Raw genomic sequence first — 21,505 nt, forward strand, 5'->3', positions numbered from 1 at the left:
TAACATTTCCTTTTTTATTCTTTTTCAAATTTTTTATTTTTTTATATTATAATCTTCCATAGCTTTTAAAAGTAATTCCCAAGTTTTTCCAACAGAATCTATTTCCATTCTTTCTTCAGGCGTATGAGCACCATAAATATTAGGTCCAATTGAAACAATATCGACATTTTCCATATTATTGTCAAAAACTCCGCATTCTAGTCCAGCATGAATTGCCTTAATTTCTGGCTTCTTTCCTGTTATTTTCTTAAATGAATTTACCACAATGTCACGGATTTTTGAATCTTTTCGATATTCCCAAGATGGATATGGCGAATTTATTTTTACAGCCACTTCATATTTTTCAGAAAGTTCCTTCACATCGTTCAATAATTTTTCAAGCGATTTATTTATCGAACTTCTAGGTAATGACTGAACTTTTATATTAATTTTCCCATCTTTATTTTCAGTTTTTATAACTCCTAAATTTATTGAAGTTTCCACAAGTCCTTTAATATCCTCACTCATTGCAATAACTCCATTTGGAAATTCATGGAAAAACGAAATAACGGCATTTGTATTGGAAATTGACATTTTTCCTTGATTTTTCAATTCTTCTTTTTTTATTTCTTTAACTTCAATAACAGGGTTTTTATCAATTATTTTAAAATCTTTTGTCACGTTTTCAAAAGCCAATTTCGCCAATTTTTCAAAATCGCTGACTTTTTCATCTTCAAGTTTCACAGCAAGTAATGCCACAGCCTCTCTAGGTATCGCATTAGTCTTTTCTCCGCCATCAATATCCATTATTGAAAGTGTATATTTTTTATTCAAATGATTTAAAACATCTGCCAAAATTTTGTTAGAATTCCCAAGTCCCAAATGAATTTCAGCTCCAGAATGTCCTCCAAGAAGCCCTTTCACATCAACACTTATCACAGTATCGTCATCTTCAAGTTTTTCAGCATCAAAGTTAAATTCATTAAAAATTCTTGCTCCACCTGCACTGCTTACATAAACTTGACCATATTCTTCAGTATCCAAGTTTATAAGCGTCTTTCCAGAAAAAATCCCAAAGTCAAGATTATTAACTCCGCTCATTCCATCTTCTTCATCAGTTGTAAGAATTATTTCAAGTTCCGGATGTTTCAAGTCATCACTGTCAAGTATCGCAAGCGCATAAGCCACTGCAATTCCGTTATCTGCCCCAAGCGTAGTTCCTTTTGCCTTCAAAAATCCATCTTCTACAACAAGTTCAATTCCTTGTGTTTCAAAATCAAAATGCGTATTTTTATTTTTTTCCCAGACCATATCCATATGCCCTTGCAGAATAAGTGGCGAATATTCTTCATACCCAGCTGTTGCAGGCTTTCTTATGAACACATTGAACGCCTTATCCTGAACAACTTCTAAATTTCTTTCTTTTGCAAATTCCACAATCCAGTCACTAATTTTTTTTTCTTTATTTGAACCTCTCGGTATTTTAGAAATTTCACTAAAATAGTGAAAAACCTTTTCAGGATATAAATTCTCTATTTTCATTTTATCTTTCCTTTCATTAAACCTGTTTGATAATCAAGTTTTTTTATTTTTACAAGGAGTCAAAACCCCTTGCTTTAGAACAATTCTATTTATCAAATTCTAAATATATAAAATTTCCGAACAAGTATATTTCAAATTATTAAAAATAAACCTATTATAAAATATGTTCTAATAATTCTTCCAGTTCAGCCATCTCTCTTTGAGTCAAGTCATAACCGCTTTTTAACTTTTTCAGAATTCTGTTATCAGAACCAACTGAACTGCGTTCCAAAATTTTTATAATCAGTCTTTTATAAAACTCCATTTTTCCTCCTTAAAGCGATATAGCAGTTTCAAGCGCAACTTCAATCATTTCGTTAAAAGTAGTCTGTCTTTCTTCGGCACTTGTAACTTCGTGAGTTATAAACGAATCACTTATTGTAAGCAAAGTCAATGCATTTGCCCCCAATTTAGCTGCAGTTGTATAAAGCTGAGCTGTTTCCATTTCTACGCACAAAACTCCAAATTTTGCCCATTTTTTCCAAGCATTTGGGTCATCTCCGTAAAAAGTGTCACTTGTAAATACGTTTCCAGCTTTTATATTAAGCCCCTTTTGTTTTGCAATTTCGTATGCTTTAAAAAGCATTTCAGCATTTGCAGTTGGTGCATAATCTGCTCCGTTAAATCTAAGTTTGTTAATAGCTGAATCAGTTGAAGCTGACATCGCAAGTACGACATCTCTCACTTTTATATCCTCTTGATAAGAACCAGCAGTTCCAATTCTAATCAAATTTTTTACTCCAAATTCTGCAATCAATTCATGTGCATAAATTCCAATTGAAGGAACTCCCATTCCAGTCCCTTGAACAGACACTTTTTTTCCTTTATAAGTCCCAGTAAATCCCAACATTCCACGAACATTGTTATATTGAACAGCATCTTCCAAAAAAGTTTCTGCAATATATTTTGCTCTTAATGGATCTCCAGGTAGCAGTATAGTTTCTGCAATATCTCCTTTATTTGCTCCAATATGTGGTGTTCCCATTTTTTATTACCTCCTGAATTTTATAATTATTTTTCATTTTTTCTAAAAAAGTTTTTCACTTATTATATTTTACTTCAATTTGTTAAATTGTTCAAGGGATTTATTTTCTTTTTTGATATTTAGTTTAAAAAATTTGTAAAAATCTTGAAAAAATGGTATAATTATAAAAGTTTTAAGAAGGTATTTTGAGTAAGTAATTGTAAAGTTTTTTATTAATTAAATGATGAATATCTAAGTTAAGTAAAGAATTTTACTATTATTTGCTCCCTTCTTAAAAAATAAAAATTTTTAGGAGGAAAAATGTTTGATGAAAAGATATATAGTTTTAATTTAGGAAATCAAGAAATTAAAATAAGTACTGGAAAAATTGCACGTCAAGCTGGAGGATCGGTTATTGTGCAATGTGGCGGAACTGTACTTTTAGTTACAGCGACTAGAAGTAAGGATGTAAAGGAAGGTCAGGATTTTTTTCCGCTTACAGTTGACTACATTGAGAAATTTTATGCATCTGGAAAATTTCCAGGTGGATTTATAAAAAGGGAAAGTAAGCCAGGAACTGATGAAATATTGATTTCAAGATTGATTGATAGACCGATTAGGCCGCTATTTCCAGAAGGATTTTTAAATGCGGTTCATATTGTAATTACGGTGTTTTCTTATGATGAAGTCAATTATCCTGAAAATCTGGCTACAATCGGAGTTTCTGCTGCATTGGGGTTGTCAGATATTCCGTTTGCTGGAACTGTGGCCGGAGTTACAGTTGGATACATTAACGGAGAATATATCTTAAATCCGACTGGTGAACAGCTTTTGGAAAGTGAGATTCAGCTGTCGGTTGCAGGTACAAAGGATGCCGTGACAATGGTAGAAGCTGGAGCTAAGGAAGTTTCTGAGGAAGTAATGCTGGAAGCTATTATGTTTGGGCATGAAAAGATTAAGGAAATTTGTGCAGAGCAGGATAAATTTTTGGCACAATTTGACGTACAAAAATATGAATTTGAAAAAAAGGAAGTAGAGCCTGAAATTAAAGAATTTATTGACGGCTTTGAAAATGAAGTTGAAAATGCGATTATGACACCTGGTAAATTGGAAAAATATGAAGCGATTGATAATTTAGAAATAGAACTTTTTGAGAGATATGTTGAAAAACTTGAAAGTGAAGAAAGAGAAATTGACGAAAATCTTGAAAAGGAATTAAAAAAATATTACAGAGATGTGGAAAAAAGACTTGTGAGAGATGCTATTTTGTACAAGCAATATCGGGCTGATGGAAGAAAAACTACTGAAATCCGTCCAATTGATGTAGAAATAGATACACTTCCAGTACCACACGGTTCAGCATTGTTTACACGTGGAGAAACTCAGGCATTGGTTGTTGCAACACTTGGAAGTAAAGAAGATGAACAAATTATTGATGGAATGGAGGATGAAACACGTAAAAAATTCTTCCTGCACTATAATTTTCCGCCATATTCAGTTGGAGAAGCTGGATTTATGAGAGCACCTGGAAGACGTGAACTAGGACATGGAAATTTAGCTGAAAGAGCATTAAAACATGTTATGCCAGATCAAGATAAATTCCCATATACAGTAAGGCTTGTTTCTGAAATTACAGAATCTAACGGATCTTCATCACAAGCGACAATTTGTGGAGGATCGCTTGCTTTAATGGCAGCTGGAGTGCCTATAAAATCAACAGTTGCAGGAATTGCAATGGGACTTATAAAAGAAGGGGATACATTTACTGTACTTACTGATATTCAAGGACTCGAAGATCATCTTGGAGATATGGACTTTAAAGTTGCAGGTACAAAAGATGGAATTACTGCGATTCAAATGGATATAAAAATTGAAGGAATTACAAGAGAAATAATGGAAATTGCTTTAAAACAAGCATTGGAAGGAAGAATGTTCATTATTGATAAAATGGAAGCTGTAATAAGCGAACCTAGAGCTGAAGTCTCTGAAAATGCACCAAAAATTGAAGTTATCAAAATTAATCCAGATAAGATTGCAGGACTTATTGGGCCTGGAGGAAAAGTTATTAGAGCGATTATTGATGAAACTGGAGTTTCAATAGATATTGATGATGATGGAACTGTTTCAATTTTTGGAAAAGAGTCTGAAAATATGAAAAAAGCATTGGAACTTGTAAAAAATCAAACACAATCTGTTGAGTTAAATGGAATTTATGAAGGAAAAGTTACAAAATTGATGAAATTTGGTGCATTTGTGGAAGTACTGCCAGGAAAAGAAGGGCTTTTACATATTTCTGAAATAAGCAATAAGAGAATTGAAAAGACTGAAGATGCATTAAAAGAAGGACAAATTGTAAGAGTTAAAGTAATTTCAATGGAAAATGAAGATAAATTTAATTTAAGTATGAAGGCATTGTTGTAATAAATTTTAAATAAAATAAATATTCTAGGGTAAGGAACTTTAATTTTGTTAAAATAACTAGATAAAAGTTATTAAACATATTTGAATATTTAAAAAAAGTAAAAATAATAAGTTACAAAGGAGAGTGGAAGTGATGAAAATGAATTTACCTAATAAACTAGCAATATTGAGAATCATTTTGGTTATTCCATTTGTGATTTTCTTGAGTCTAGCTTTGGAATTTTCAGAAATTATAGGGATTTCTATAATGTTGAGAATATTTGCAGCGATTATTTTTGTAGGAGCGGCAATTACAGATTATTATGATGGGAAAATTGCGAGAAAATATAATATGATTACAAATTTGGGAAAACTGCTAGATCCGTTAGCTGATAAAATTCTTGTTATTTCAGCTTTGATTACATTTGCCAAATTTAATCAAATTAGCTTGTGGTTTGTAATAATAATAATATTTAGGGAATTGCTGATAACAGGACTTCGTTCAATTGTAGCAGCTGAAGGAGTTGTAATTGCAGCAGATAAACTTGGAAAATGGAAAACTGCAACTCAAATGGTGGCACTTACGTTAATAATTTTGATACCTTTCAGTTTTATAGTAAATAATATCTTGTTGATTATTCCGTTGATATTAACAGTAGTTTCAGGAGTTGAATATGTTGTAAAATGTAAAAACATCTTGAATAAATAAAAAATAAAAAAACCTTTTAAATTTTGGAGGTGAAATTTTGGATATTATTATAACATTGATTTTAAAAATATTTGACACATATGCTATCCTTATTCTAGTGAATATTTTAGGCTCGTGGATTGATCCGTATAATCAAATAATATTTTTTCAATGGGTTAGAAAAGTTACAGAGCCTTATTTGCGGATGTTTAGAATCATAATTCCAATTGGAACTATGAATTTTGATATTTCTGCAATTTTAGGACTTATGGTTATAGAGATGATGAAGAAAATGTTTGTAAGAGCTGTTTTATTAGGTATGTTTTAAATTATAATCCTGATTAAAAAAATATTTTTTGGAAAGATAGATTTGTTCTTTATTAAATAAAAATTTATAAAATCTAAGAATAAAAAAAATGAGAATATTATTTTTTCTAAGAAAAGGGGAGTAAAATAATTAACATTGGATAATTTTAAAAAATATAAATTTTACAAAAGAGGAGATTTTAAATATGAAATTAAAAAAAATTATAACTACATCATTTATGGCGGCAGCTCTTACGGCAACTGCAGCAGTAAATAAGACAGATTTTTTACAAAATAAGCAAATTGTTCAAAATACAAATGTTACAGGAGATATGTATAGTGCTCAAGATGCTTTTGCTTCTGTTTATGATAAAGCTAAAGACTCTGTTGTAAATATAAGAACAAAAAAGACAATTGTTGTTGAAACTTATAATCCGCTTGAGGCATTCTTGTTCGGAACTTCTGGAGTAAGACAGCAAAGACGTGAATCTGGAAGTTTAGGATCAGGATTTATAATTTCAAGTGACGGATATATGATGACAAATAATCACGTTATTGAAGGTGCTGATGAAATTTACGTAAAATTAGCTGATGGACATGAATATTTGGCAAAATTAGTTGGGACATCGCCTGAAGTTGATATTGCTATTTTAAAGGTAAATGCCAACAGAACATTTAAGCCGTTAAAGTTTGCAAATTCAGATAATATAAAAATAGGACATTGGGCAATTGCATTTGGAAATCCATTAGGACTTAATAGTTCGATGACTGTTGGTGTAATTGGAGCTTCTGGAAGAAGTTCACTTGGAATTGAGCAAGTTGAAAACTTTATCCAAACAGATGCTTCTATTAATCAAGGGAATAGTGGTGGACCGCTTCTTAACATCAATGGAGATGTAATTGGTGTAAATACTGCAATTTATTCTCCAAATGGTGGAAGTGTAGGATTAAGTTTTGCAATTCCTTCAAATTTGGCTGAAAATGTAAGAGATTCAATTATAAAAAATGGAAAATATGAACGTCCATATATTGGAATTTCAGTACTTGATTTAAGCTCAGAATTGAAGAAAGAAAGAAGAATTTCTTATTCAACTGGTATTTTAGTTCAACAAGTTTATCCAAATTCGCCAGCAGCAAAATATGGGCTTAAAGCTAATGACATAATTCTTGAAATCAATGGAAAACCTGTGACATCAGCTGGATCATTTATTGGGGAACTTGCAGCTAAGAAAATTGGGGAAACAGTTAATTTGAAAGTTGCATCAAATGGAAAAGAAAAAAATATTTCAATGAAGCTGGAATCATTTAGTTATCAACAGCAAACAAGACAACAAAGAAGATAAAAAAATAATTTAAATCAAAAGTTATAAAAAAATGGCTTTCTCGAAAATCTTGAGATAGCCTTTTTTCTTTTTATTCATTTTCTAAAAAGTCTTTAAATTTTATAGCCTAATTCTGTTACCATATTCTTATCTTTTTCTATTGTTGTTCCTGTAGTTGTTAAGAAATTTCCTGTAAGTGCAGAATTAATTCCACATTTTAAACCAGTTTTTACATAATTTCCTAATTTAATTCTTCCTCCAGCATATCTTAAATGAGTTTTAGGCATAATAAAACGGTAAATAGATATAGTCTTTAAAATTTCTAATGGCTCTACTGCTTTATTATTCTCAAATGGAGTTCCAGGGATTGGAGTTAAAATATTTATCGGAACAGAATTGACTTTTAATTCTTTTAAATCAAATGCCATATCAATTCTATCTTCAATAGTTTCCCCTAATCCAAATATTCCTCCACTGCAAACGTTTAATCCAATTGCTTTTGCATTTTTTATCGTATTAACTCTATCATCATAAGTGTGAGATGTACAGACATTAGGATAAAATCTTCTCGATGTTTCTAAATTGTGATGATACATCGAAATACCTGCATTAGCCAATTTTTGTAATGCTTCTTTTGTACAGATGCCATGAGAAGCACAAAGACTTAATTTTTTAGTGTGTTCTCGTATAGATTCATAAATTTCAGCCAAGTCATTTAATTCTTTTTCATTTCCATTAAATCCTCTACCGCTTGTTACAAGTGAAAATCTATGAGCGCCTTCGTTTTCATTTCTTTTGGCTTCACAAAGTGCTGTTTCTTTTGAAATAAGACCGTATACATCTACTGCTGTTTTAAAATGAATTGATTGTGCACAGTATTTGCAATTTTCAGAGCATTTCCCAGATTTTGCGTTAATAATAGTGCATAAATCAAAATTTTCACCACAAAATTTTTCTCTAATTTGATTTGCTGCTTCAAAAAGCAAGTTTAAAGTTTCGATATCATCATTAGGAATTTTTGATAAAAAGATTGCTTCTTCATGAGTTATATCGTATTTTTCATTTATAATTTTATTTTTTAAATGTGATATAAACTTAACTAGTTCAATTTGATTATTATTTTTTAACATCTTTTTTTTCCTTTCTTTGCGTTCAAAAAATTGTATTAAGTAAAAATATGATAATTAAATAAAAGATCTCCTAAAAATTGCTTTAAAGGAGATTCTTTGTTTAACAAATAATTTAATTTTTATTTTTTTTAATAAATTTCCATAATCTTGGAAATAAAAGAGTTGCTGCAACTGCTTTTAACATATCTCCAGGAATAAAAGGAAGTACACCGGCCATAAATACATTTTTAATAGGCACAAATAACATCAATACTAATGCACCTAATATCAAAATAACGGCACTAGCAAGTAATAGTGAAAGAAATGTCTTCACATAAGATTTTGCAACACCTTTATCAGATAAAAATCCTAAAATTACTGTAGCTGCAATATATCCTAAAATATATCCTCCTGTTGGTGAAAACAACGAACCTGCTTTAAATCCAGCAAAAATCGGAGCTCCTAAACTACCTGCTGCAACATAGGAAAGTACAGTTGCTATTCCCAACTTTCTACCATATACTAATGCTATTAATATTACTCCAAATGATCCTAGTGAAATAGGTACAGGAGTAAAATAAAGCGGTATTATAAGTTGCGACATTATTGATAAAAATATAACTCCGCTTAATACCAAAAAGATACTTTTTAAAAATTCTTTTTCTTTTGTTTTAATTTTTATACTGTTACTTAAAATATTTTGTTTCATAAAAATACCTCCATTATTTTTAATTTTATAGTATTATAACACCTGTTATATAAAAAGTCAATAAAATTTTATGATATACATTTAAACTAAGTTTTTATTTTTTATTCTTCAATTTCAACTTTTTTAAATTCCATTCTTACATCAACTCCATCTTTTCTATTTTCTAAATAAATTTCGCCGTCATTTAACAAAATTATATCTTTTATAATTGAAAGTCCAAGTCCTGCTCCTTTTTTAGCGTTTTTTCCTTGAAAATTACGATTAAACAGCTTTTTCTTTTCTTCTTCAGGAATTCCTTCTCCATAATTTCTTACGATAACTTCAGCCATTATATTTTCTTTAGCAATTAATTCAATATTTCCGACAGAATATTTTATACTATTGTCAATCAATCCACGTAAAACTTCTGAAATTAAGTTTTTATCAACAAAAATATTCACATTGCCATCGGATTTTACTAAAATTTTCCTTTTGATATTCAAAAGTTCATAATCTTTTTTTATTTTTTCAAAAAGTTGTTTTACATCAATAACTTCTTTTTTAATAGTAATTTTTTCGAGATTAGAACTTAAAAATAATGTATTTATTATTCTTTCAATATTTTTTACCTCAAGATTCAAATTTTCAATGGCTTCATTTAATAAATCTTTGTCATTTTTTCCCCATTCTAATATATCTAAATAACCTTTCATTATAGCAAGAGGCGTTTTTAATTCGTGCGACACGTCAGAAGAAAAAGTCTTTTGACTCTTTATAATCTCCTCTTTTTTCTTAAAAGTTTCATTCAACACATCAATTAATTCTCCAATTTCGTCATCTCTTGTTTTGGTCAATTGTGCATCAATATTATGATTATTTATTTCCTTACTTTGAAAAATTATATTTGACAACGGATTTAACACATATTCTGCTACAATTTTTGAAATTACGATAATCGAAATTGTGATTAAAACAAACATTAAAAGCATAACATACAAAATTTCATGTGCTTCCATAAATTCAAAATTTCTTATCGCATAATATTTTATATTATTTACAGTGTAAATTCTTTTGTAGACAAATCTGTCCCATTTTATTTCAAGTTTATTCTCTTCAATTTTCTTAAAATCCGAATGATTTTCGTCATCTGTCAAATAAATGAAATTCCCATTTTTTTCAACTGCAAGGGAAATATATTGTTTATCAGCATAATCGTAGTTTTTGTAAGTTTCTTTCAATTTATCAGTCGGAACATTATTTAATTTTTCAATGGCAGATAAGACAAGCTTATCCATTTCTTTAGTTTCCGCTTCAACAGCTTTATGAATTAAAAATATGGTCATTCCCAAGATAATTATAAACGAGATAAAAACTAGACTTACTGTATTTGCAAAAATTATTTTGTCTTTTATCTTTTTTAATTTTATTTTTTTCATATTTTTAAAATATACCCAATTCCTCTCACAGTCTTAATTTTTTCTTTTCCCAATTTTTGCCTAATTTTTTTTATTGTGCTGTCAAGAAGATTGTCACTTGCATCCCAACCCCATATTTTTTCAACGATTTTATCTCGTGAAACAATTTCCTCTTTATTCTCAGTCAAAAGTTTAACCAGTTCAAATTCTGTTTTTGTCAATAAAACAGGAGTTTCTTCCAAATAAACAGAATAATTTTCTGTATTTAACTTTAAAGTTTTATAAACGATTTCAGAATTTTTTTCTTTTCTAATATTTATGTCAATTCTTGCATCAAGCTCCAAAAAATCAAAAGGTTTTGTAACATAATCGCTCGCTCCTGATTTTAATAATTCAACTTTTTCTTCCGTATTATTTTTCGCAGAAACAACAATTATAGGAACTTCTGATATTTTTCTAACATTTTTACAAACTTCATTTCCTTCCATCGAAGGAAGTCCCAAATCCAAAAGCATCAAATCATAAAAATCCCTCTTTTTGTCAATTTCATTTAATGCGTCAATTCCATTTTCGATTATCGTTATTTCATGATTTTTGTGTTCAAGCTGTAATTTTAAAATACGTGATATTTTTTTATCATCTTCAACAATCAGCATTTTTCCCATTTTTCCTCTTTTCAAAGTTTACTTAGTTTAAATTAATTAGGTAATCTTAAGAGTATTATATCCTATTTATCGTTTCTTTGCAAAGCAAAAGAGTATAAAAATAGAGATAATTAATATTATAACTTTTTTATATATTATCGGACGTAATAAAATCTTAATCTTTATGTATATCAATTTTTATTTATTCACATAAATTATAAACAATATAATATAACTAATCTGACTAAATTTATTTATCTTTATATTTTTTACTCTGTCCAAAATAGTAAATTATTTGATTTATTGGGGGAAATAAGGTAAAATATAGCATGATAATATTACATAAACAAATTTAATAAGGGGGAAGTAAATGAAAGAAAGTAAAAATAAAAATGTAGCAGCATTTTTTGATATTGATGGGACGATTTATAGGGATTCGCTGTTAATTGAACATTTTAAGATGCTTGTTCAGTATGAGTATATTGATATGATGACTTGGGAAGGGAAAGTTAAGGAGAAATTTTCCAAGTGGGAGAATAGAACTGGGGATTATGATGATTATTTAGATGAGCTTGTACAAACTTATATGGAGGCATTGAAAAATTTTAGTAAGGAGGATATGGATTTTATTGCTAAAAGAGTAATGAAGTTGAAAGGTGATAAAGTTTATCGATATACACGAGAAAGATTGAAATTTCATAAGGAAAAAAAACATAAAGTTATAATTATTTCAGGAAGTCCAGATTTTCTTGTGAGTAAAATGGCTGAAAGATATGGTGTCGAAGATTACAGGGCTTCTATTTATGAAGTTAATGAAAATGGAATTTTTACAGGAAATGTAATTCCAATGTGGGATGCTAAAAGTAAGCAAAAGGCAATAACAGATTTTTGTAAAAAGTACGACATTGATTTGAAAAAATCGTATGCCTATGGGGATACAACGGGAGATCTGACAATGTTTAAAAATGTTGGAAATGCCATTGCTATAAATCCAGCAAAAAAATTATTGCAAAAAATAAAGAGGGATAAGGAATTGAAGGAAAAAGTTATGATTGTTGTGGAAAGAAAGGATGTTATTTATAAATTGAAGGCAGATGTCAGCATTATATAGTATATTTGTTTTAAAATTTGAATTTGGGAAAATAAATAATGAACTAGGTTATTATAAATAAAATTAAAAAGTTTATAGAATATATTCCGTAAAAGTATAGTTTGGAATATAATCTGAGAAAATTGATTTTTTATTAAATAGTTAAATACTAAAAGAGGGATGATATTTATGGAAAAAAATTTAAAAATAGTGTATTTGGATAGAGTTACGGCTGGACCGATTGATTTAAGGGAAAAGTTTGATAAATATGGCGAATATACTGAATATGAAGATACTGAAGTTGGAGAAATTGATGAAAGAATAGAAGATGTGGATGTTGTAATAACGACTAGAATAAGACTTGGGAAAAAGCAGTTTGAGAAGGCTAAAAAACTTAAACTGATACTTATTACAGCGACTGGATTTAATCATATTGATGTGAAAAGTGCGAATGAATTTGGAATAAAGGTGGCAAATGTTTCAGGCTATTCGACTAACTCTGTTGCACAGCTGGCAATTACTTTTCTTTTAAATGAATTAACGCCTGTTAATAAATATTTTGAGGAAGTAAAAAATGGTAAATGGATTGATATTCATGTTCCTGATTATCAGAAATATCCGATTGATGATGTGGAAGGGAAAATTTTAGGAATTGTAGGATTTGGAAATATTGGAAAAAAAGTTGCTCAGATGGCAGAAGCATTGGGAATGGAAGTGATGGTTGCTGGAAAAGATTATAAAAAAGTTGAAGAGGATGGAGTTTTACGGTATGATTTAGATGAAGTTCTAGAAAAATGTGATGTTTTAACACTTCATGTACCATTGACCAATTCAACACGAAATCTTATAAATCTTGAAAAAATGAAGAAAATGAAAAGGAGTGCTAGAATTTTGAATTTAGCAAGAGGGCCAGTTATAAATCAGGATGATTTGTATTTTGCATTAAAAAATAAAATAATAAAATCAGCAGCTATTGATGTAACGAGTGTTGAGCCGATTGAAAAAAATTCTAAATTATTTGAATTGGAGAATATTGTAATTACTCCACATATTGCATGGAAATCTGAAAAAAGTATGATAACACTTATGAATGATGTTGAAAAAAATTTGAAATTATTTCTTGAAGGAAAGTTAGAAGGACTGAAATAAGGAATAAGAAGGTACAATAAAAGAGGTGAAAAAGATGTTGGTAAGTAATTTTAATGGGATAAAACTTGAGTTTGATGGGCTTTATTATGGAGGAAATTATGAAATTGAGGTTTTTGGGGATGGAAGATTTTATTATTCGTATATTGAGAATACATCAGTTGAACTGAAAAAGGGATCATTTCAGATTAATCAGAAGGAAATTATGATTTTTGAAGAAATGATGGAATATTTTGAACTTTTGAAAAATCAGAGAAATTATATGATAAATGAATTTAATTTTGGAAATGGAGTACTTGTTATTCAAAAGGATAATGGGCGTGAAGAAAAAATTCGGCTGGGAAAGGAAATGATGTTTGAATATGCAAAGACATTAATTGACAAATATGCAAAAAAGTCAAGAAGGCTGTTTTTGTTGGATACTTATTTGGAAGGGGCTAAGTATATTAGAAATTTTGCAATTAAAATCAAAGATGAGGTTCAGTTGGATTTGTTTCGGGAATTTAACGGTATTTCTTTAAATGCAGTTGCTGTTTATAATTCTAGAAAGGAAAAAGTTGGATATTTGCCAAAAAGTCAAAGTGAAATTATTGCTAGAATGATTGATGCTGGGAAAAAATTTGTTGCTGTACCAATTCCCTTTGATGAAGAAACTGCTCTTAAAGTTTATCTTGTAGATTAATTAATAAAAAATTAAAATTTTTGTTGACAAATGAATATTTTTGTTGTAGAATAATAACAGATAATTAAAATTAAATTAATTTAAAAAATAGTGCTATTGTTTAATTATCAAAAATAAATAGGGGGAATTATTTATGGGATTCAGATTGAGCGTTAAAGGACAAGAAAATGAAATTCTGCTAGACAAGGAAAGTATTTTGGATGTAAAATATATTTCTGAAACGCCTGATGATTCAAATGCGAGAGCAACAGATTTGGGAGTAATTTTGGAAATTAGGGGGAAAATTCTAGCTGCGGCAAGTGGAGATACAGAAGATGACACAAGAAAAGTTGCACAATGGTCATTAGTTCCATCAGAAGCAAGCGATGCCTACAGACAAGCAAGCCTTGAAATTATTTCAGCAGGACAAATGGTAAGAAAAATTGACATGACAAACGTATTTGTAGTTGATTATATTGAAGAATATGGAAATCAGGCTGGAACAGGGACTTTTTCGCTAAAAATTAAACAAAAGAAGGAAAAAGTGAAGGAAGTTGCAATTGAAGGTGGATATGCAGCACAGGAAGCATAAATTAATTTTTTATAAAACTAAAATCTGAAATATTAAAAATAAAAAAGGAAATAGTAGTAAATTATTTTTGAACTTTGGAAGACTTTTGTAAGTAAATTAAGAATAAGAATAATCTCTTTCTAAATATTAATTTAGAATAGAGGTTATTTTTTTATTTTATTGACTTTAGTCAGTTGAGTATGCAAAGCGTGCGAAACATAAAACCATCCGTTATGTGGGTGCGGAAACGTAAGTTTGCAACAAAATACATCTTCCATTATAATAGAGCTGTTCAAGCACTATTTTAATGAAAGAAAGGTGTTTAATATGGCTAAATAGCCTGTCTCATACTAAATGGATGTGTAAGTATCATATAGTATTTACACCTTACACCTAAGTATAGATGAAAAATTACATATAGTCAATACAGAAAAAATGTGGAAAAAATTTTAAGAAGATTATATGAATATAAAGGAGTTAAAATAATTGAAGGAACATCTGATGAAAGATCACGTGAGTGTGCTGGTAAGCATACCACCGAAAATAAGTGTATTAAGTTTTATGGGATATCTGAATAGGAAAAGTGCATTGATGATGTTTGATTTTATTTGAAACAAATATTTTGAATATAAAATAATTAAATTGTGCAGTACCACGATGGCACTCAAAAAAATTCGATGGCACTCAAAAAAATTTATTAAGCGAAAAAAATTTTGGTTGTATAAACCTCTAAAATATATGTAGTAAAATAACTTATATGATATTTAAAGATTTTTGTTATGATTAATAAAGAAAATTAACAACAAAATTTTTAAAACTTTAATTTGGAATAAAAACATTAATGACATCAAGGATTTAATCTCAATAGATTATTCAAACGATGCTTGAAGTTTGAGTATTTAATAGTTTTTATGACTGAGATAGTTTGGATTTAGTTTAAGTAGTGCTAATCAATTTTCTTTTTATTTAATACTATTTATTTTTGAAGTTTTATGTGTTAAAATAATAATAACATTTTAAGTTTGAATATTTAAATAAACTAATAAACAAAATAGGCAATTGTAGAAGTAATAATATAAAAACTCAATAAATATAATATTTTTATTTAAAATATCAAAATTTTACATTAAAAAATACTGGAGAAATGGTAAGAAGTGGAACTGTAAAAAATATTGTAATTAGCAGAAATTTAAAACTTTTATAAATGGCTATAATAATTAAAAGTAAGTGAAGGAGATACAATTGTATAAAATAAAGATTAATAACATGAAATTTCATTCATATATAGGTGTTTATGAAGAAAAAAAAAAATTGGACAGAATATTGAAATTGATTTAATTATATCACTTTCAAAAGAAATTATTAAGAATGATGATATAAATAACATTTTAAGTTATGGAGACTGTTATAGAAAAATTGAAAAAATTGTGAAGGTAAGTAATGTTGATTTGTTAGAAACGCTGGCTTTGGAGATTATAAGGGAAATAAAAAAATTAAATGGAAAAATCGAAAATGTGCAGGTAAATATTAGAAAATTGGCAGTTCCGATTGATGGGATTTTTGATAGTGTTGAAATTCAGATAAATGATTAGGCGGGTATGGAAAAATGGAAAAAAATAAAGTTTATTTAAGTTTAGGTGGAAATATTGGAGATAGGAAAGGATATATCCAAAAAGCTATTAAAATGATTGGAAAAATTAATGGAATTAAAATATTGGGAAAGTCTGGGTTATATGATATGAAACTACTCTAGTTGGATATTTAGAGCAGAATTTGTTTCTAAATGTAGTAATTAAAATTGAAACTAAATTTTCAGAAAGAGAAATTTTGAAAATTATAAATAAAATTGAGGCAGAACTAGATAGGAAACGTGAAATTAGATGGGGACCAAGAACAATTGATATTGACATTTTACTTTTTTCAAATAAAAAAATAGATGAAATAGATTTAATAATTCCCCATAAAGAAATGCTAAATCGACTTTTTGTATTGATTCCATTAATTGAGATTTACGATGGAGATTATTTTGAAAAAGAAGTAATTGTTAAAAGAATAGATGAGTTATTTAAAATAGAAGACCAGAAAATACAAAAGATAAATGATTAATTTTAAAAAGAATATGAATTATATATAAATAATTATTTTATTGAATAATAGATAGTGTGTTAATAAATATAATTTTCATATATAATTCTTATATTTTTAAAATTTTATAATTTTATTATCGGACGTATTTTTTAATAATTAATTAACTAATTAATTTAATAACAATTTCAGAATTTTAAATTATATGTTTAAAATTTAGTAAAAAGATGACAACAGTTTTTATTTTCTTAATTATCTAAAAGGTATTAAATTTTTATAAATAGTTGTAAAAATGCTAAGTTAAAAAGTAAAAGATAAAAAAATATGTACAAAGAAAGGAAAATGTTAAGATGCTTAAAATTAATGAAATAAAAAATAGGAATCCTAAAAATATTGTTATTGAATTTGATGGAGAAAAAAATGAATTGAATAAATTTGGAAATTTTCTGGAAGATAAAAATGTATTTTCTTTTAATCAAGATAAAAAGATTGTGGGAATTTTTAAATATTCTGAGTTAAAGTAGTCGGTTGAAATCTTGAAAAAGGAAAATAATTTTGAGTTTGAAAATGGGATTAATAAATTGAAAGATATTTTGCAAAGGGACAGGCTGATTTGGAAGGGGAATAATTTTGAGTTTGATTTGACAACTGAGTCGGTTATTTATTCGATTTTGAATATTACTCCTGATTCATTTTATGATGGAGGGAGAAATTCGAGTGTAGATAAAGTTTTAAAGAGAATTGAGGCAGATATTAAAAATGGAGCTAAGATATTTGAGTTTGGAGGAAAATCATCAAAGCCTAATTTTGATGATATTTCGGCACAGGAAGAATGGAATCGGATTGAAAAATATATTGAAGCTGTAAAAAAGGAGTTTCCAGATGTTGTGCTGGCTTTGGACAGTGATACTGAAGAAGTTATTGAAAAAGGACTGGATGCTGGAATTGATATTATTAATGATTTTAATGGATTTGCTTCGGAAGGGAAACTAAAACTTGTTGAAAAATATAAGCCTGCATTAGTTGTTATGAATAATGGAAGATTTGATGAAATTCCAAATTTGAAGAATTATTTGGAGAGTTATTTTGATGAAAGAGTGAAGGCGATTTTGGGAACTGGGATTGAAAGGGAAAAAATTTCGATAGATCCAGGAGTTGGATATTCTTCAAATAATAGTATGAATACGCCTGAAGATATGGAAAGAATTAAATCGGTAAAATATTTGCGGGATATGAAGTTACCAATAATGGTTGCAATTTCAAGAAAAAGTTTTAATGAAAAGATATTTCAATTGACATTGGAAGAAAGATTGATGGGAACATTGATATTTGAAAGTTTGATGGTACAAGATGGAGGAAGGATTTTGAGAGTTCATGATGTGAAGGAAACTAGGGATATTTTGAATATGCTGGAAGTTTATAATAAGTTTTAATAATTAAAATTGAAAAATTGAAACATTTTATTTTGTATGATATAATGAAGAAGCATAAATTTAAAAATAGAAAAATATTGGATTTATTTGATTTGGTAACTATTAAATAATAAATTTTTTTATTTTAAAATTTTATTATATTTATTAAGGATATTAAGCTTTTTAATAAATTATGTATTTAAAATTTAATAAAATAAAAATTTTGAATATAGAATAGTCATAATTGAAAAAAGTTGATTTAAAAAGCAAAAGTTATAAAAATTGAATAATATATAATATTAGTAGTAACAAGGAGTTTTGATATCTTATATTTTACCCAAAAATGGAAAAAAATAAAAAATTAACAGTATTATATTTTATGGTTTTAGACTTTTGTAAATAAATATAATAAAAAACTAAAAATAGGAGGAATGTAAAAATGAAGCAATATTCAAAAATATTATTTTTAATTACAGCAGTGACAATGATTTCAAGTTGTACAGTAGCACCACTTACAGGGAGAAGACAATTAAAATTAGTAAGTGATGAAAGTGTTGCGGAAAAATCAGTTTCTACATATAGAGAATTTATTCAACAAGCTAATGCTAAAGGACTTTTGGCAAATAATACAGCTGATGGACAACGACTAAGAAGAATTGGCGGAAGAATATCAGTGGCAGTTGAAAAATATTTGAATGAAAATGGGATGTCTAAAAAAATATCTGGTTTACAGTGGGAATTTAATTTGATAAAAACGAAAGAAATAAATGCGTTTGCTATGCCAGGCGGGAAAATTGCTTTTTATACTGGAATAATGCCAATTTTAAATAGTGACTCTGGTATTGCCTTTGTAATGGGACATGAAATTGGGCATGTTATCGGAGGACATCATGCAGAAGCATCAAGTAATAATGCTCTTGCAGGGATTGCAGCAGGTGTAACAGATGCACTAACAGGTGGAAATATTATATCTTCTTTAGTTTCAAGTGGACTTTCGATTACTCTTTTAAAATTTAATAGAACCCAGGAATATGAAGCGGATAAATATGGAATGATATTTATGGCAATGGCTGGGTATAATCCATCAGAAGCAATTACAGCTCTTGAAAGAATGGATTCGATAGGTGCACGTCAAGGTGCAGAAATTTTGTCAACACATCCATCTGGAAAAAATCGAATTGAAGCAGCTAGAAAATTTTTACCTGAAGCAATGAAATATTATAATGCAAAATAGATAATTAAAAGAAAAATAAAATTATGAAAGGAAATGCAGTGGGAAATAAGGTAAGTATAGCTCCAATGGTTGATAGAACAGATAGAAATTTTAGAAATTTTGTTAGAATGATAAATAAGGATGTTTTGTTGTATACAGAAATGATAACGGCACTGGCAATTCTTAATGGAGATTTGGAATACATTTTGGGATTTGATGAAGTAGAACATCCAATTGTGCTGCAAATTGCAGCAACTAATCCAAAAGAGGCTTATCAGGCTGTAAAAATTGCTGAGAAATATGCTTATGATGAAATTAATCTAAATGTTGGATGTCCATCGGATAGAATTTCGGGAAATATGATGGGTGCTTATCTTATGGCATTTCCAGAAGAAGTGGTAAATATTGTGAAGGCAATGAAAGATGCAACAAATAAGCCGATTTCTATAAAACATAGAATTGGAATTGATGGGAAAAATATATTGCCTAATACTTTTGATAGGACATTATTTGATAAGTATGAGGATATGATAAATTTTATTCATATTACTGAAAAAGCTGGAGTAAATAAATATATTATTCATGCTCGAATAGCGATATTAGCTGGGCTTGATCCAAAACAAAACAGAAGCATACCGCCACTTAGATATGATGAGATTTATCGAGCAAAAAAAGAAAATCCTAATTTGCATATAGAAATTAATGGTGGAATAAAAACAGTTAAGGAAATTGATGAGCATCTAAAACACGTGGATTCTGTAATGCTAGGTCGTGAAATTTATGACAATCCTATGATTTTGACTGAATTTGGAAAATATTATGGAAGTGAAAAAAAAATAAATATTACACGTAAAGAAATTATTGAAAAGATGATTCATTATGTTGAAAATATGGAAAAGCAGAATCTTCGTCCACATTTATTTTTAATGCACACTCACGGATTATTTCATAATGTACGTGGCAGTAAGGCATGGAAAAGAGCAATTAATGATCCAAAGGCAGATTCTGGAACATTGAGGAAATTATTGAAAGAAATGGAAAATTTAAGATAAAGTTATTATTTTTTTAAAATAATAAATTTTAAATTATTAATCGTTGTTGTAAAAGACGGCGATTTTTTTATTATTTTCAAATAATTAAAATAAACCTTCGCTTTTTAAACGAGGAATAGTATAAACAGTAGTTTTCCTATAATTTTTATAAAATCTGATATGAAGTAATAATAATTATAGAATCAAAATATTATAAATACAAATATAAATAAAATATTTTTTTTGTGGACTTTTTATTATAATTGTGTAATAATTTAATGAAAACAAATTATGAATTTTTTCACAAATAAATTTAATTTAAAAAAGAAATTTTTATAAAGATAAAAAAATTAGTAGAAAGGAGATGTGATAAGTTATCTTATCACGATATGAAAAATGAGAAATAATCAAACTTTGGAACAAGTGTCAAATGTTGCAGAAAGTAAGGTTCAGTTGCTAAAAAATTCTAAGGGGAAATATTTTTTATCGTCATTTATGGCTGGGATGTTTATTGAATTGGGGATTTTATTGACGTTTACGGTTGGAGGAGTTAGCAGTGGATTGCCAACTAATAAAATTCTTATGGGAGTCAGTTTTGGGATAGCACTTAGTCTTGTAGTTGTGTTTGGAACGGAGCTTTTTACGGGAAATAATATGATTGGAGTAACAGGGATGCTAAATAAGGCAATAACTTTTAAAGATATGATCTTTATGTGGATAGCGGCTTATATTGGAAATATTGTTGGATCAGTTGTACTTGCCATTATATATGTTTTTTCAAATTCTGCTTCAAAGTCTGTTGTAGATTTTATTGTGAAAGTTTCAAAGGCTAAAGTTGCAGCTCTACCGCAAGAATTGTTTTTTAAAGGAATTTTATGTAATATTTTAGTATGTCTTGCTGTTTTGGCTGGAATAAAATTAAAGGAAGAAACTGCTAGGCTGATAATGGTTTTTTGGTGTCTTTTTGCATTTATCACTGCTGGATTTGAGCATAGTGTTGCTAATATGACGCTTTTAATGATGGGAATTATGTATAAAGGAATTACTTTGAATGGATATTTCTATAACTTGCTGTTTGTAACTTTGGGAAATATTGTTGGTGGAGGCTTTATTGGGTATGCCTGTTATTATTTGGGGAAAAAGGAAATAAAAAAATAAGAATAAAGAATTGAAATAATTGGAGAATATAACAAGGGGCCT

Annotated in this window: 23 protein-coding genes and 1 pseudogene; 17 read left to right on the forward strand and 7 right to left on the reverse strand. The window is 28.4% G+C overall.

The window, feature by feature from the left end:
• Positions 1-33: 33 nt before the first annotated feature.
• The 3 genes from FVE73_RS04860 to deoD form a co-directional block, all read right to left on the reverse strand.
• On the reverse strand, positions 34-1,521 hold the full coding sequence (locus FVE73_RS04860) for an aminoacyl-histidine dipeptidase (RefSeq protein ID WP_018497925.1): 1,488 nt from the start codon (positions 1,519-1,521) through the stop codon (positions 34-36).
• Positions 1,522-1,675: 154 nt separating this feature from the next.
• Positions 1,676-1,825: a hypothetical protein gene (locus FVE73_RS04865; protein ID WP_018450218.1), complete on the reverse strand. Its 150-nt coding sequence runs from the start codon at positions 1,823-1,825 to the stop codon at positions 1,676-1,678.
• Positions 1,826-1,834: 9 nt separating this feature from the next.
• Positions 1,835-2,545, reverse strand: coding sequence for a purine-nucleoside phosphorylase (gene deoD, locus FVE73_RS04870; RefSeq protein ID WP_018497926.1), 711 nt, complete (start codon positions 2,543-2,545; stop codon positions 1,835-1,837).
• Positions 2,546-2,845: 300 nt separating this feature from the next.
• Between deoD and pnp the strand changes: the two genes are divergently transcribed.
• The 4 genes from pnp (at position 2,846) to FVE73_RS04890 (ending at position 7,261) form a co-directional block, all read left to right on the forward strand.
• Positions 2,846-4,945, forward strand: a complete 2,100-nt coding sequence (gene pnp, locus FVE73_RS04875; protein WP_018497927.1) for a polyribonucleotide nucleotidyltransferase — start codon at positions 2,846-2,848, stop codon at positions 4,943-4,945.
• 139 nt (positions 4,946-5,084) lie between these two features.
• Positions 5,085-5,633: a CDP-diacylglycerol--glycerol-3-phosphate 3-phosphatidyltransferase gene (pgsA, locus tag FVE73_RS04880; RefSeq protein ID WP_026238987.1), complete on the forward strand. Its 549-nt coding sequence runs from the start codon at positions 5,085-5,087 to the stop codon at positions 5,631-5,633.
• A 37-nt stretch (positions 5,634-5,670) separates the two neighbouring features.
• Positions 5,671-5,940, forward strand: coding sequence for a YggT family protein (locus FVE73_RS04885; protein WP_018497929.1), 270 nt, complete (start codon positions 5,671-5,673; stop codon positions 5,938-5,940).
• Positions 5,941-6,124: 184 nt separating this feature from the next.
• Entirely contained in the window at positions 6,125-7,261 is a 1,137-nt protein-coding gene (locus FVE73_RS04890) for a S1C family serine protease (RefSeq protein ID WP_018497930.1), read from the forward strand.
• A gap of 92 nt (positions 7,262-7,353) precedes the next feature.
• On the opposite strand, the gene bioB is transcribed toward FVE73_RS04890, so the two are convergent.
• From bioB to FVE73_RS04910, 4 genes are all read right to left on the reverse strand, one after another.
• On the reverse strand, positions 7,354-8,370 hold the full coding sequence (gene bioB / locus FVE73_RS04895) for a biotin synthase BioB (RefSeq protein WP_018497931.1): 1,017 nt from the start codon (positions 8,368-8,370) through the stop codon (positions 7,354-7,356).
• A 112-nt stretch (positions 8,371-8,482) separates the two neighbouring features.
• Positions 8,483-9,058 (reverse strand): biotin transporter BioY, encoded by a 576-nt coding sequence (locus FVE73_RS04900; RefSeq protein WP_018497932.1) that lies wholly within the window; start codon positions 9,056-9,058, stop codon positions 8,483-8,485.
• Between the two features lie 101 nt (positions 9,059-9,159).
• Positions 9,160-10,473 (reverse strand): sensor histidine kinase, encoded by a 1,314-nt coding sequence (locus tag FVE73_RS04905; RefSeq protein WP_018497933.1) that lies wholly within the window; start codon positions 10,471-10,473, stop codon positions 9,160-9,162.
• Positions 10,470-11,117, reverse strand: coding sequence for a response regulator transcription factor (locus FVE73_RS04910; RefSeq protein ID WP_018497934.1), 648 nt, complete (start codon positions 11,115-11,117; stop codon positions 10,470-10,472). Before FVE73_RS04910 ends, FVE73_RS04905 begins: the two co-directional genes overlap by 4 nt.
• 349 nt (positions 11,118-11,466) lie before the next feature.
• Here FVE73_RS04910 and FVE73_RS04915 point away from each other — a divergent pair, with 349 nt between their 5' ends.
• From FVE73_RS04915 to FVE73_RS04965, 13 genes and pseudogenes are all read left to right on the forward strand, one after another.
• Complete coding sequence (locus FVE73_RS04915; RefSeq protein ID WP_018497935.1) at positions 11,467-12,207, forward strand: HAD family hydrolase; 741 nt, start codon at positions 11,467-11,469, stop codon at positions 12,205-12,207.
• A 168-nt stretch (positions 12,208-12,375) separates the two neighbouring features.
• Positions 12,376-13,335 carry an NAD(P)-dependent oxidoreductase gene (locus FVE73_RS04920; protein ID WP_018497936.1) on the forward strand — a complete coding sequence of 320 codons (960 nt, stop codon included), beginning with the start codon at positions 12,376-12,378 and terminating at the stop codon, positions 13,333-13,335.
• A 34-nt stretch (positions 13,336-13,369) separates the two neighbouring features.
• Entirely contained in the window at positions 13,370-14,014 is a 645-nt protein-coding gene (locus tag FVE73_RS04925; protein WP_018497937.1) for an HIRAN domain-containing protein, read from the forward strand.
• Positions 14,015-14,147: 133 nt separating this feature from the next.
• Positions 14,148-14,585 (forward strand): hypothetical protein, encoded by a 438-nt coding sequence (locus FVE73_RS04930; RefSeq protein WP_018449917.1) that lies wholly within the window; start codon positions 14,148-14,150, stop codon positions 14,583-14,585.
• Between the two features lie 286 nt (positions 14,586-14,871).
• Positions 14,872-15,167: pseudogene (gene tnpA, locus FVE73_RS04935) on the forward strand (IS200/IS605 family transposase); the annotation flags it as partial.
• 758 nt (positions 15,168-15,925) lie between these two features.
• Entirely contained in the window at positions 15,926-16,156 is a 231-nt protein-coding gene (locus tag FVE73_RS04940) for a dihydroneopterin aldolase (protein WP_232058545.1), read from the forward strand.
• A 14-nt stretch (positions 16,157-16,170) separates the two neighbouring features.
• Positions 16,171-16,317 carry a hypothetical protein gene (locus FVE73_RS10860; RefSeq protein ID WP_018497941.1) on the forward strand — a complete coding sequence of 49 codons (147 nt, stop codon included), beginning with the start codon at positions 16,171-16,173 and terminating at the stop codon, positions 16,315-16,317.
• A 20-nt stretch (positions 16,318-16,337) separates the two neighbouring features.
• On the forward strand, positions 16,338-16,670 hold the full coding sequence (gene folK / locus FVE73_RS04945; protein WP_018497942.1) for a 2-amino-4-hydroxy-6-hydroxymethyldihydropteridine diphosphokinase: 333 nt from the start codon (positions 16,338-16,340) through the stop codon (positions 16,668-16,670).
• 329 nt (positions 16,671-16,999) lie between these two features.
• Positions 17,000-17,173 carry a hypothetical protein gene (locus FVE73_RS10865; protein WP_018497943.1) on the forward strand — a complete coding sequence of 58 codons (174 nt, stop codon included), beginning with the start codon at positions 17,000-17,002 and terminating at the stop codon, positions 17,171-17,173.
• Positions 17,174-17,185: 12 nt separating this feature from the next.
• On the forward strand, positions 17,186-18,082 hold the full coding sequence (folP, locus tag FVE73_RS04950; protein ID WP_018497944.1) for a dihydropteroate synthase: 897 nt from the start codon (positions 17,186-17,188) through the stop codon (positions 18,080-18,082).
• Positions 18,083-18,500: 418 nt separating this feature from the next.
• Entirely contained in the window at positions 18,501-19,295 is a 795-nt protein-coding gene (locus tag FVE73_RS04955; protein ID WP_018497945.1) for a M48 family metallopeptidase, read from the forward strand.
• A gap of 23 nt (positions 19,296-19,318) precedes the next feature.
• On the forward strand, positions 19,319-20,326 hold the full coding sequence (gene dusA / locus FVE73_RS04960) for a tRNA dihydrouridine(20/20a) synthase DusA (RefSeq protein ID WP_018497946.1): 1,008 nt from the start codon (positions 19,319-19,321) through the stop codon (positions 20,324-20,326).
• A 375-nt stretch (positions 20,327-20,701) separates the two neighbouring features.
• On the forward strand, positions 20,702-21,463 hold the full coding sequence (locus FVE73_RS04965) for a formate/nitrite transporter family protein (protein ID WP_018497947.1): 762 nt from the start codon (positions 20,702-20,704) through the stop codon (positions 21,461-21,463).
• The last annotated feature ends 42 nt before the right edge of the window (positions 21,464-21,505 follow it).

Origin of the sequence: Leptotrichia wadei, assembly GCF_007990545.2 — a bacterium.
In the GTDB taxonomy this organism is placed as follows: domain Bacteria; phylum Fusobacteriota; class Fusobacteriia; order Fusobacteriales; family Leptotrichiaceae; genus Leptotrichia; species Leptotrichia wadei.